At 44.3% G+C, this 14,056-nt stretch carries 9 protein-coding genes; all 9 read left to right on the forward strand.

Translation table 11 applies throughout. From position 1 onward, the window contains the following. Positions 1–90 precede the first annotated feature (90 nt). The 9 genes from AC3E9V_RS02680 (at position 91) to AC3E9V_RS02720 (ending at position 14,041) form a co-directional block, all read left to right on the forward strand. Positions 91–2,037, forward strand: a complete 1,947-nt coding sequence (locus AC3E9V_RS02680; RefSeq protein WP_488751643.1) for a glycoside hydrolase family 97 protein — start codon at positions 91–93, stop codon at positions 2,035–2,037. A 240-nt stretch (positions 2,038–2,277) separates the two neighbouring features. Then, positions 2,278–5,058, forward strand: a complete 2,781-nt coding sequence (locus AC3E9V_RS02685) for an endo-acting ulvan lysase-like protein (protein ID WP_488751644.1) — start codon at positions 2,278–2,280, stop codon at positions 5,056–5,058. Between the two features lie 14 nt (positions 5,059–5,072). Further along, positions 5,073–6,020, forward strand: coding sequence for an ROK family protein (locus AC3E9V_RS02690; RefSeq protein ID WP_488751645.1), 948 nt, complete (start codon positions 5,073–5,075; stop codon positions 6,018–6,020). A gap of 52 nt (positions 6,021–6,072) precedes the next feature. Beyond that, positions 6,073–7,755 carry a glycoside hydrolase family 43 protein gene (locus AC3E9V_RS02695; protein WP_488751646.1) on the forward strand — a complete coding sequence of 561 codons (1,683 nt, stop codon included), beginning with the start codon at positions 6,073–6,075 and terminating at the stop codon, positions 7,753–7,755. A gap of 377 nt (positions 7,756–8,132) precedes the next feature. Then, positions 8,133–9,371, forward strand: a complete 1,239-nt coding sequence (locus tag AC3E9V_RS02700; RefSeq protein WP_488751647.1) for a glycoside hydrolase family 88 protein — start codon at positions 8,133–8,135, stop codon at positions 9,369–9,371. A 22-nt stretch (positions 9,372–9,393) separates the two neighbouring features. Beyond that, positions 9,394–10,749 carry a sugar porter family MFS transporter gene (locus AC3E9V_RS02705; protein ID WP_488753649.1) on the forward strand — a complete coding sequence of 452 codons (1,356 nt, stop codon included), beginning with the start codon at positions 9,394–9,396 and terminating at the stop codon, positions 10,747–10,749. A 334-nt stretch (positions 10,750–11,083) separates the two neighbouring features. Continuing rightward, entirely contained in the window at positions 11,084–11,740 is a 657-nt protein-coding gene (locus AC3E9V_RS02710; RefSeq protein WP_488751648.1) for an RNA polymerase sigma factor, read from the forward strand. Between the two features lie 58 nt (positions 11,741–11,798). Next, on the forward strand, positions 11,799–12,833 hold the full coding sequence (locus tag AC3E9V_RS02715; RefSeq protein ID WP_488751649.1) for a FecR family protein: 1,035 nt from the start codon (positions 11,799–11,801) through the stop codon (positions 12,831–12,833). Between the two features lie 194 nt (positions 12,834–13,027). Further along, on the forward strand, positions 13,028–14,041 hold the full coding sequence (locus AC3E9V_RS02720) for a FecR family protein (RefSeq protein WP_488751650.1): 1,014 nt from the start codon (positions 13,028–13,030) through the stop codon (positions 14,039–14,041). The last annotated feature ends 15 nt before the right edge of the window (positions 14,042–14,056 follow it).

Below are 14,056 nucleotides of genomic sequence, written 5' to 3' on the forward strand. Positions count from 1 at the left end.
ACCATTAAGAAACATTAGGAACACTCTTCATTCACTTAATGCCTTAATGGTTCAAAAACAGAATGGGGATTATCAAATTAATTACAAAGAATGAAAAGGGAAAAGTATTTATTTATTAGCGTTCTGTACATTTTATCCTATTGTGCCGTAGCCCAGGAACAGACTGAGGTAAAAGGACCTGACAGCAAGCTGGAAATCAAAGTAGAATTAAACGAGGGTCGTCCATTTTACACTGTTCGCTACAATGGTGAGGTTTTCCTGGAGCCTTCCCCCTTGGGGCTTAAAACATCTATTGGTAACTTTTCTGATTCGATGACTTATGTTTCCCACGAAACCCGGACGGTTAAGGAGACTTATGAATCGAAGAAGAGCAAAGTAAGCCAGGTAAACTATGAGGCCAATGAACTCGTATCCCGGTATTTGAACGCGAATGGTGATACACTGCATATCATATTTCGAGTGAGCAATTATGATGTGGCCTTCTCTTACCGGGTGACGGTGACCAGTGACAAGACGAACCTGCTGATTCATGGGGAAGCTACCGGTTTTGATCTCCCGGACTATACTACGACGTTCATTACGCCTCAGGCATTGCCAATGACAGGTTGGAAAAAAACCAAACCCAGCTATGAGGAGCGCTATACTTATGATGAACCAGTGGGTACTCCCTCAAAAAATGGTGTAGGCTACACATTTCCGGCACTCTTTAAAATAGGAGAAAAAGGTTGGGCATTGATTTCCGAAACAGGAGTGGATAGCCGCTATGTAGGTTCCAGACTTGGGGAAGGCACCAAAGCAGGTTTTTATCCTTTAGAGTTTCCACAGGCGGGAGAAAACAATTTCCTTGGGGGCACCTATGCGGCAGTGGCACTTCCGGCACAGACACCATGGCGTACCATCACCGTTGGTGAAACCCTCAAGCCTATTGTGGAGTCCACCGTGGCCTTTGATGTAGTAAAGCCCCTTTACGAACCCTCACAGGATTATGAGATGGGTAAGGCCTCCTGGAGCTGGATAGTCTGGCAGGACGCCAGTATGAACTACGAGGACCAGGTAAAGTATATTGATCTGGCAAGCGCCATGGACTTTGAGTACATTCTTGTTGATGCCTTATGGGACCGGAATATTGGTCGGGAGCGAATGGAAGAACTGGTGAAATATGCAGCATCGAAAAATGTAGAAGTACTGCTTTGGTACAATTCCAACGGCTATTGGAACGATGCTCCTCAGAGCCCGAAAAATGGTATGGATTCTGCTCCTGCCCGTAAAAAAGAAATGGCATGGATGCGGCGTATTGGGGTAAAAGGGATCAAGGTGGATTTCTTTGGTGGCGATAAGCAGGCAACCATGAAACTATATGAAGACATCCTTTCGGATGCCAATGAGTATGGTATTGTTGTTACCTTTCATGGGTGCACACTTCCCAGAGGTTGGGAGCGTATGTACCCCAATTTTGTAACCTCTGAAGCTGTACTGGCTTCTGAAAATCTGGTTTTTAGTCAGGGAAATTCTGATGCACATGCTTATTGGGCTACCATCTTGCCCTTTACCAGGAATTCGGTAGCTGCTATGGATTTTGGGCCTGTTTTCTTCAATAAGAAACTTTCCCGTGACCAAAACCGGGGATCGGTTCGACGCACGACCGATGCTTTTGAAGTAGCGACTTCCGTATTGTACTTCTCACCGGTACAGCATTTTGGAATCACTCCCAACAACCTTGAGGAGCAACCGGAGTATGTCCTTGATTTTATGCGGAAGGTACCTACCACATGGGATGAAACCGTGTTTATCGATGGCTATCCGGGCAAACATATCGTAATGGCTAGAAGAAAGGATGAACAATGGTATATGGTAGCCGTGAATGGTGAAAAGAAGGAGAAGGAGTTGACGGTGGCCCTGCCGATGCTGGCCAATCAGGAGGTGAACCTGATGTTTGACAAGGAAGACCGCACAGCAGGCATCAAAAAACTGAAAGTAAACAAGAAGGGAAAAGTGAAGCTGACACTACTACCTGAGGGTGGGGCGGTGATCTATTAACTACGATTTTAAAAAGGAGGAGCAGAAAATTATATTTTGCAGTTATGGCAATGGGCAAATATGCCTGTAGAAAGAAAGTATAAAGCAGACAAAACCCTGCCCATAGCCATGTACCTAATAATCCACAAATGGCTCATAGTTTATCATGCCTGAACGATAAGTGACATCCTTTAATTGTCTTTTGCACAAAATTGCAGATGGAACGGCATTTTGGATCAGGGAAACTGGAAAATAATAAGCATGAGGCTGACGGGCATATATCTATTGGTACATTTGGTTTTTTGGTGCGGCGCACAGACACTTCCCGTGCCCGCTGACATTGGCAACCAACATCCTCGCTGTTTCGGTCGCGACATGGATCTGGCTGAGGTAAAGGTTTTGGTGAAAAATGAAGAATGGGCTGCCGGTATCATTAAAAAGACGGAGGAAAGACTGGCCCCATACATCGCTCATTACAAGGAAGACCCGACATGGCTGGTTTCCCGCCTGCAGATGTATTGGAAATCCAGACACAATCAGATATACATCAATGGAGGAAATTATTCACATGCTGAAGGAAAAGCCCCTGCACCTACAGTGAAGTTTATTGGTGGACGAGGTACCAAAACTTATCACAATAGACCTAAACTGGAGGATGTTTTGCCTTACATGGATGATCCAGGGGGACTTTACCTGGAAAGGAGCGATTCGGAAGGTCAGTGGGAGTGGGTGCCCATACCTGCTACCGGAGGTATCGTGGCATCCATCAATCGGGAAATATTGAGTATAGCCAGGGATGCAGCATTCTTGTTTTGGTTTACGCGAGAGGAAGTTTATGCGAAGCTGGCTGCCGGCATTCTGGATACCTACCTCACAGGTATCTATTACCTGAAAGAACCCATCGACCTGAGTCATGGTCACCATCAAACACTGGTTGCATATACCCAGTTTGAAGTGATCCAGGAACATTACATAGCGGAGGTTACTCAAATTTATGATTTCCTGCACGGCTATGTGTCCAAAAACCAGCCGGACAAAATCAACCTGTATACCAAAACCCTCCAGAAGTGGGCGGACCAGGTGATCAAAAACGGGGTTAGTTTCAACAACTGGAACCTCTTCCAGGCCGGGCACGTGTCACGCATTGCCCTGGTGCTGGAGAATGATGATGCCTATGCAAATGGCAAAGGTGCACAGTACTACCTCGATCAGATCATGAACCATACCAGTACCCGGCAGTGGTCGCTAACCAAACTTCTTGATTACGGTTACGATCCTGAAACAGGCATCTGGAACGAAAGCCCCGGATATGCACTGGGTGTGCTCAGGGATTTTGTCCATTTCGCTGAATTTTACGACCATACCTTTGATATTGACCTGGTAAAATCATTGCCAGTGCTTAGAGAGGCAGTGATTGCTACCCCACAGTACCTGTATCCCAATGGTTACAGAGTAGCATTTGGAGATGGGCATTACGCTAGGCTGGAAGCAGGACCGATGCTGTACATGATCGAAAACGCCAAAAAATATGGCAAAGAGCAAGATGAAATCCTTTTTACCCGTATGGTCAAGACTCTGTTTGGCGAAAATGCTTATGCCAGTGAATTCAAGCGAAGACATATTGAAGATCTTTTCCGTAAGAGTCATACTATGACTGAGGATATCTCACCGGGAAAATTGGAAGATTTCACCTCACCACTCTTCTATGCACCCAATACCAGCTGGCTCGTGCAAAGACAGGGAGCGGGTGATTCGGGACTCATGATCAGTCAGGCCGGGTCACTTGGTAATCATATGCATTCCAATGGCATTGCTATGGAATTGTACGGATACGGCCTTCCGCTAGCTCCCGAAATGGGACACGGGTCCAGCTACTTTTCCATTGAGTACGCCGAGTATTACACGCAGTTTCCAGCACACAATACCGTGATTGTGAACGGGAAATCTAAATACCCGGAGATGAAAAGCAACCATGCCTTTACAGTCGATACGGCATATCCGCAAAGCGGAAAACAGGAAGGAAACATACCCGGATTTACGTTTTCAGATGTCAGCTTTTTGGAGCCGGAGACCTACAGCGACCAGCGAAGAGTTATGGGCATTGTATCCGACGAATCTTCTGGTTATTACATTGATATTTTTCGCTCCAAACAAAGAGAAGGAAAGGATGTAAAGCACGAGTATTTCTATCACAACCTGGGTCAGAGTCTGATGTTAGCTGACCAGCAGGGAAAAGCACTAGAGTTACTACCAACCAGCAAACTGGCCTTTGGTGATGGCGATCTGATGGCCTACGATTATATGTGGGATAAAAAATCCATCGAGACCAGTCAGCATTTCAAAGGTCAGTTTAATCTGAAAATGGTAGATAGAGCGGTTTCCATGAACCTGTGGATGAAAGGTGCACCGGGTCGGGAAATTTTTTCGGTACGGAGCCCGAAATCCACGGCGTTTCGGCATGGACCATTACCGGAAAAACTGAATGATTTACCCGTTCCAACACTGGTGGTACGACAGGCAGGTGAAGCATGGAACCGGCCGTTTGTGGCCATCTACGAGCCAGCGCTAAATGGCGAGTCGGCCATCGCTTCAGTGGATTACTTTGGAGAAGGTACTTTTACGGGCATTCATGTTACAAGCCGGTCAGGTCGGGAGGATATCATCTTTTCTTCAATTGACGGGACTGAAATCAGGAAAGAAAAGGGGATTGAAGTAGCAGGGACTTACGCCGTGGTGTCCGTTTCAGGTGAGGATTTCAGCATGTTTTTGGGCAATGGAAAATCCATTAGTTACAAAGGTTATCAGCTGATTTCGGAGGTTAATTCTGCCAGGGCTTTTGAATCCAAAAACGGCCAGTGGTATGTGATGACCCGGGAAGCTGCCTGTCTGAGCATTAATATTGATGATGTGAAAGCCGACTATGTTTTGGAAGATGCAAATGGCAGGACCTATGAAGGTACTGTGAATAAAAAAGCCGGGAAAGTACACTTCAGCTTACCTGCGTTGGATTACATGCCAGTGAAGATGAAGGTAGGGAAATAACCGGAAAGAGATAGATGTTACACAGAGAACTAAATATATGGGGGATAGACCTGGGAGGCACTAAGATAGAGGGAGCCATTCTCAAGTCTGCGACAGATCCGGAGGTATTATTCAGATACCGCGTGCCCACAGAGGCTGATCAGGGATATGAGCACGTGCTCAGTCAGGTCAGCTATCTGCTGGATGTGATGGAAGAGGAAGCAGGCTATAGAGCTGAAAGGATCGGCATAGGCACACCGGGAACATTGGTTCCTTCCACAGGATTGATGAAAAACAGCAACGCTACCGCACTCAATGGAAGGCCCATGAAAGCCGACCTGGAGGAGCTGTTACAAATAGAGGTGGTAATGGCCAATGATGCCAATTGTTTCGCGCTGGCAGAAACAAAGCTGGGGGTAGTCAAAGAAAAGTATCCTGATGCTCAGGTGGTTTTTGGTGTAATACTGGGTACAGGAGTAGGTGGCGGACTGGTCGTCAATGGCCAGGTGATCAACGGACACCATGGCATTGGTGGAGAATGGGGGCACAATTATTTGCCAGGGTTTGAAGGGAGAACATGTTTCTGTGGGAAGACAGGAGATAACGAGAGCATCTTATCAGGGCCTTCCCTGGAGTGGTATTACGAAAAGGAGTCAGGCGAGAAGAAAAGCCTGAAACAGATCGTAAAGCTTGCGAGATTAGGTAAGAACGAAGCAGCCAGGGCCACTTTGTGTCGGCTGACTTATGGTTTTGCTGAAGCTATCAGTGTGATTATCAATGCTATAGACCCCGATGTGATCGTGATCGGAGGAGGAGTAGGCACAATTGATGAGATCTATACGAATGGTGTGGCGGCAATCAGCCGGAAAGTTTTCAACCGGGAGTTTACTGCGCCGGTAGTGAAACCAATGCTGGGAGACAGTGCGGGTGTTTTTGGTGCGGCGTTTTTAACAGTAGACAATAAGAGAATGGAATTAATATGAGTGGTGAAAAAGTTGCCTGTAGCTGAGATCTACCGATACATTATTTGCTGGAATGCAGAAAAATAAAACTGAAGTGAAGGGGAATCATTACACACTATTCATTATTTGGGCCATTCTGATAGTTGCTTGTGAGCAAAAGAAGGATGTCACCCAGGAAGAAAACACCAGTGAAGCAACACCATACGTTTCAGAAGTCTGGGTCTCAGACCAGGGAGATGGCACCTTTACCAACCCCGTCTTATATGCTGACTACTCCGATCCCGATGTGGTTCGGGTAGGTGATGATTACTACATGACCGTAAGCAGCTTCAATTGTACCCCGGGCCTACCAATCCTGCACTCTAAAGATCTGGTGAACTGGACGATTGTGAATTATGCTCTTGATAAACAAATCCCAGAGGAGGTTTTCAATAAACCTCAGCACAGTAAGGGAGTCTGGGCGCCATCTATTCGCTATCATAAGGGTGTGTTTTACATCTATTGGGGTGACCCGGATTTTGGGGTTTATATGGTGAAAACTAAAGATCCGTTTGGCCAGTGGTCAGGACCTGTACATGTGCTGGCCGGGAAGGGGATTATCGACCCGTGCCCACTTTGGGATGGAGAAAATACTTACCTCATTCATGCCTGGGCAGGTAGCCGGGCAGGCATCAACAGTCTTTTGACCATTCGAAAAATGAATGCAGAAGGAACCAAAGTCCTGGACGAAGGTCGGCATGTCTTTGACGGACATGACCATCACCATACCGTGGAAGGTCCCAAGCTATATAAAAAAGATGGTTACTATTACATTCTGGCCCCTGCAGGAGGAGTAGCCACAGGGTGGCAACTTGCTTTAAGATCCAAAAACATCTATGGTCCTTACGAGAAAAAGGTGGTAATGGAGCAGGGTAGCACTAATATCAACGGACCTCATCAGGGTGGCTGGGTACAAACACAAACCGGTGAAGACTGGTTTGTGCACTTCCAGGATCAGGGAGTGTATGGCCGGGTACTTTGGCTAAATAAGATCAACTGGGAAAATGGCTGGCCGCTGATGGGCGAAGACCTGGATGGAAATGGTGTTGGGGAGCCTTTGAAGGTCTATCAGAAACCAAATGTGGGTAAAGAGTATCCACTCGCTACACCACAGGAACCGGATGAATTTGAAAATGGAAGGCCTGGATTGCAGTGGCAATGGTATGCGAATCCATCGGTGAAATGGAGCGCGCAGATCCCGGATACCGACTGTTTACGATTATTCGCTATGAGCAAAAAGGGTCTCCCTAATCTATGGGATGTGCCTAATTTATTGATGCAGAAGCTACCCGCTCCGGATTTTACTGCTACCACCAAAGTGAAGTTGACCACTGAGTGGAATACACCGGGCAAGACAGCCGGGCTCATGATGATGGGGCAGTCCTATGCCTATGTTGGCATCTCTTACCATGATGAAAAGTATTGGGTGCAGCAAACAACCTGTCCGGATGCCATCAATGGAAATCCTGAAGAAGTAATAGAAGAGATTCCACTTGAATCCAACGAAATCTTTCTCCGGATGAAGGTGAGCTCCCCTGATGCCACTTGCTATTTCAGTTTCAGTAAAAACGGAAAAGATTTTAAAGAAATAGGTAAAAGTTTTAAGGCAGAAAAAGATCTCTGGATCAGTGCCAAGATGGGTATTTTCTCAGTAAGTGAGCCCGATGTATGGATGGGTGGCTATGCGGATTTTGACTGGTTCAGGGTGGGGAAGTGATCGAAGCACAGGAACTACTACAACTTAATGCATAGCTTCAGTACCATGGATTAGTAATCTCTAAATTGGTATGATCATAATAATAGTTTATTCACCACACGATTATAATTGATATGAGGGCATTTCTTTTCATATGAATCTTCTATGAATGAGGTCAGGTACCGGGGAGTCGGATCCATACAGGTGAACTTTCACATTGAGTAATCCGGGCGAACAATAAAATGGTAGCTATTAAGTTTTTTGCAAGCTTTTTTTAATAATGGGTCATAGGTTATGCTCTCTGAGCCATAGTTGATCTCCTTTTTTTGGTATTTCTGCGACCATTGTAGGTATAAAATTTCCTGACCGGATTGTGGAAATTGATCAACTAAAATTACATGAGAGCATATATTTTTTTTTCTTCCTTGGTATTACTGATTTTGGTGTTGGTTGGAAGTTGCCAGCAGCGGCAAAAAGAAGTTTTTGATATTGATAAAAACCTGGATTACTGTGTTGATCAGGTATTGAGGACACTGGACTCTATTCCAGCAGATTCGCTGATTCCGAGAAATATTCCGCCGGATAGATCTGCATGGAAATATATACAGTATAAAGACTGGACCAGTGGCTTCTGGCCGGGAACGCTTTGGTATCTATATGAGTATACCGGAGATGAAAAGTTGAAAAAGGAGGCAGACAGATTCAGTCGTTACCTTACTCCACTCTCGTTACAGCCAGCTATAGACCATGATATAGGGTTCCAGGTATTCAATAGTTTTGGAAACGGATATCGCTTGACTGGTGATGAGGATTATAAGGAGATCGTCCTCAGGTCAGCGGATACACTAACTTCCCTGTTTAACCCCAATGTAGGTACTATACTGTCATGGCCAAGGCCGGTACCTGATATGGAGTGGCCCCAGCACAATACCATCATGGACAACATGATCAACCTGGAGCTTTTGTTTTGGGCATCCAAAAATGGGGGAGATAAATCATTGTATAATATGGCGGTCACGCATGCGGAGACGACTATGGAGAATCACTTCAGACCGGACTATACATCTTATCATGTGGTGGTCTATGATACGCTGACCGGAGGCCCTATCAAGAAAGTTACTCACCAGGGATACAATAATGAAAGTATGTGGGCTCGCGGGCAGGCATGGGCGATCTATGGTTATACCATGGTATATCGTGAGACGCAGGATCCAAAATTTCTGGATTTTGCTCATAAAGTAACCCGTCCGTACCTGGATCGGCTTCCCGACGATCTGATCCCGTTCTGGGATTTTGATGCTCCCGGGATTCCGGATGAGCCTAAAGATGCTTCAGCATCAGCAGTGGTAGCATCAGCTCTCCTGGAGTTGAGCACCTATACGGAAAATACAAAGCTGGCTGATGAGTACCGCACCAAAGCTGAAGCCATGTTGTCTGAGCTTTCAAGTGAAAAATACCAAAGCGGTGATCAAAACCCTGCATTTCTTCTGCATTCCACCGGACATTATCCAAATGGAAGTGAGATCGACTACTCGATCATCTATGCGGATTACTACTACATTGAAGGATTGATGCGGTTGAAAAGGCTGCATTCCGGGCAGCAAGTGATAGATACAGCCTATACAGGAATGCAATAAGACCACATTATTCACACAGTTTCTGACCCCTCTAAAGGACGACCTAATGAACAAAAAACTGCTGGCAGCATCAGTCGTGTCATCACTTGCTGGATTTTTGTTTGGCTTTGACACGGTAGTGATTTCCGGAGCTAACCTTCCAATTAAAGAGTTGTGGAATACTTCGGATTGGTTTCATGGAACCTTCATTATGTCCATGGCATTATGGGGCACCGTAGTGGGTGCCTTACTTGCAGGTTACCCAACAGATCTGTTAGGCAGGAAAAAAACCCTTATCTGGGTTGGTGTTTTATACTTTGTTTCAGCCGTGGGTTCGGCGACAGCCACCGATCCCTTTATGTTTTCTTTTTTTCGATTTATTGGCGGTTTGGGCGTGGGTATTTCCTCAATTGCAGCTCCTACTTATATTTCTGAAATATCCCTCGCTGAAAACAGAGGCAGACTGGGAGCTTTGTACCAGTTTAATATTGTTTTTGGGATCTTGATAGCTTTCATTTCCAACTACCTGCTGGAAGGAATAGGGGGAGCGAATGATTGGAGAATTATGTTGGGGGTAGAGGCTTTACCCGCTTTGGTCTATACATTGCTCGTCTTTGCGATCCCCAGAAGTCCCCGGTGGTTGGTTGTTCATAAGGGAGATGTAAACGAAGCGATAAATACCCTCAGGGCCTTTACTAAGGGTAGAAATGTAGCTGAATCAATGCTTCTGGAAATTGAAATTGAAAAAAAGAAAAGTGCGAACGATGTAGCAGGCCTGTTTTCAATAAAATATAGGAGATGTCTGTCACTTGCTTTTTTGATTGCGTTTTTCAATCAACTTTCTGGTATAAACTTCATACTGTATTACGCTCCTGAAATATTGGAGAAAGCAGGTTTTGGTACTTCCGATTCTCTTTTCAGCTCTATCGCTATCGGATTAGTGAACCTCATTTTCACGCTCCTGGGAATGAGCTTAATTGATAAAGCCGGCCGCAAGCAGCTGATGTATATTGGTTCCATAGGTTATATTATTAGCCTGTTCATGGTGTCTTATGGGTTTTATGTAGAGGCAGATGCATCATTCAAGCTGGTATTTATTCTGATGTTTATTGGGTCTCATGCAGTGGGGCAGGGCGCGGTGATCTGGATATTTATATCAGAGATTTTCCCCAATAAGGTCAGAGCCTACGGACAGGCCTGGGGGAGTGGTGCCCATTGGGTGTTTGCTGCCCTGATCACGTTGTTTGGAGCCGTATTGATCAATACCTTTGAGCCATGGGTTGCATTTGCCTTTTTCGGTGGATTTATGGTTTTGCAGCTGCTATTTGTTCATTTCCTAATGCCGGAAACAAAAAGGAAATCCCTTGAAGAGCTGGAAAAAGAACTCGTAATCAGATGAAGGAAATGTCCACCCGGCTTTTGATGATTATCCGGTAGAATGAGACCCTAACCAAAAACCTTCTTCCAGCTTGTCTAAATACTCTTACCATTTGCTTCTAAGAAATCTCTGAGAGCAAGGTTCTGTTTCATGACCTATTGTTGCAGCATGTGGGTAGCTGGCGTTCCGAAAGAAGCGGATAATAGCTTTGATTATAAAAATGGTATTTAACCTTTATTTTAAGGCACTTCGTTTATGAATTAAAAAAATATCTAAGCTTCCAGGTTGGATTTTAATATATTTTTGCTATAATCGTATTTACTACAGTTAATTATCTAACCAATCTGTACGTCTAATGGTGAGCAATCTTCAGAAACACGAGATCCAGTATTCGCCGAATACGGATACATCAGTGCCGACCCCTGTGGAGTTTAAAGACCAGAGCGATGAGCATATTTGGCAGTCTTTCAAGGATGGAGATGAAGCAGCATTTATCTTCATTTACAGAAGCTATGCCAATCTGTTGTACAACTACGGATCAAAATTTTCTCAGGACAAAGAATTAGTTGAGGATTGCTTGCAGGATTTTTTCCTTTACCTGAGGAAAAACAGAGAAAGACTTGGTAAAACGACCTCCATTAAGCTTTATCTACTTAAATCCTTCAGAAGAAGAGTCATTGAGTATGTCACCAAATCCTTAAATGAAAAGAAGCGAAATAGCAATTCGCTTGCATTTCAGCTGGAGGTAGAAGTGTCTCATGAGTTGAAATACATCGATGCACAGGCTAAGGAGGAGCAGACCAGAAAGCTGAATGCAGCATTAGAAAAACTTGACCATAAGGAACGTGAGGCTGTATTCTTTTTCTATTATGAGGGGCTGAGCTATAAAGAAATAGCTGAATTATTGGAATTTTCTCATGTTTCTTCAGCCAGAAGGCTAATCTATAGGGCGCTTGGTAACCTTAAGGAACTTTTTTTCGTATTTTTGGTGTTCATTATAGGCTTGTTTTAGGATAACGGTTATATTGCCTAAACCGGGACGAATTCTATAAAGTTTAAAATACCACGTGGTGTCTAAGGAGGACGATGTTTATACTACCTTGATGGCCAGTCAGGATTTCCGCGACTGGGTTAATAACCCAACCAAGGAACGGGATGAATACTGGCATAAGTGGATTGAATCAAATGAGCATCACCTGGAAGTAGTCAATAAAGCAAAGCGGTGCATTCTGAATTATCGTTTCAAAGAAGATTTTCTTTCAGAAGACCAACTGGAGAAAATGCTCTCGAATATCATTTCAGAAGATAAGCCAGATCAAAACTTAAAAGACCTTCATAAAACCAAAAGGCGATTTCCCTGGGTGGCAGTTGCTGCTTCTCTAGCAGTAGTATTTGTAGCTGGTTTCCTGTTTAGGGATGACCTGAGATCACTTTTTTCAGGTGATCGCTCTGCAATTGCGATGAAGCATGTTTCTAATCCGGCTGGTCAAAAATCGCAAATTAAGCTTCCGGACGGATCTTCTGTGGTATTAAACGCCAATAGCTCACTTTCTTTCCCTGAGCGGTTTAGTGGTAAAAGCCGAATTGTGACCCTTACAGGTGAGGCTTTTTTTCAGGTGAAAGGTTTACCATCCATGCCCTTTATCGTTCACGTAGATAGAGTAGATGTGGAAGTTAAGGGTACCTCCTTTAATGTGAATGCCTATGACTCCAAACCCTCTGTTCATGTAGCTCTCGTGGAAGGGCAGGTAGTGGTTAGAAAAGACCAGAGTAATGAAAGCATAACGTTATTTCCGGGTCAAAAAGTGAGCTATTTGAAAGAAAAAGAGTTATTTCAAAAAAGTGAGTTTAATCCGGCAGAGGAAGTGGGGTGGAAGGATGGAGTTTTATTTTTCAGGGATGTTTCTTTTGAGGCCTTTGTTCAAAGGTTGGAACAATGGTACGGTGTGGAAATACTGACCGTCAATAAACCAAAGAAAGAGTGGAGGGTAAATGGACGGTTTGATAATGAGTCCCTTGAAGAAGTATTGCTTGGTGTCCAGTTTACCTACAACATAGACTTTGAGATCCAGGGAAAAAAAGTTGCCTTAATAATTAACGACTAATTGCAAGCCCAATAACTATTCACTCACTAAAACCTTCCAATTTCCCGGGAGGGCGTGGTTTGGGGTTTGCTTAATTCAGGTTCCCTTCAATTTTTTTCGGTTTACACGGTATCATTTCAGGCCTGCTGTCCTTATAACTATGAGTAATGAGACTTGTAGTGAAGGACAACGATAGACATTTATTTAAATCTTTAATGGCGAATAAGGATTTCAGGGATTGGATAAATTATCCTACTGAAAACCGGAATCAATATTGGGAGAAGTGGATTAAAGTCAATGAAGATAAAAGAGAGCTGGTAAATGGGGCGAGGAATGCTGTTTTAAAGCTAAGATTTAAAGAAGATTACCTGGATAGTGATCGTCTGGAAGGTATTCTTACAAGTATAATATCTGAGCAGGATTCCAGTGGACGGCAGCACCTTAATACACCCCGAAAAAAGTCTGATAACCGCTCAAAGTGGTGGTTTATGATGGCGGCCTCATTTGCGATTATGGCTGTGTTTTTAGTGCTCCTCAGACCCTGGGAATCTCGAGGTTCAATTACCGGGACTCATCTCATCCGTACCATCAAAAATCCGGAAGGAAGGAAGTCTAAAGTCAGGTTACCTGACGGTACCATGGTCAATTTAAACTCGGGGAGTAGTTTATCATTTCCCACAAAATTTCCTGATTCCCTTCGCTGGGTCGAGCTGGATGGTGAGGCTTATTTTGAAGTAGTTGAGTACAACGAACGGCCTTTTCTGGTAAAGACTGATGGCCTTGAGGTACGGGTGCTTGGAACTACCTTCAATGTAGACGCTTATAAAACGGATGAGGAAACCGGGATTGCTCTGCTGACAGGTAAAGTGATGATCAATACTCAGTCTCCGAATGGTACCCCCTCTACGCAGCTCCTCCTACCCGGGGAGAAGTTTCAGTACAACAAGAGCTCTTTTGTATTTAAAAAGACACGCTTTCAGGCCATTGATGAGGTCGGCTGGAAGGATGGTGTGCTTGCATTTCAGAATACAAGTTTTCGTGACTTTGTGAAAGTTCTGGAACGCTGGTATGGAGTTGAAATTGAGGTGCAAAAAATGCCATCAAAGGAGTGGAATGTAAACGGACATTTTAAGCATGAGTCTTTGGAAGAGTTGCTTATAGGCGTACAGTTTACCCATGGCATCTCTTATTACATTGAAAATAAAAAAGTAAAAATAAGTTGTGAATAATAGTAAATTAAGATA

This window comes from Marinoscillum sp. HNIBRBA16962 (assembly GCF_057801515.1).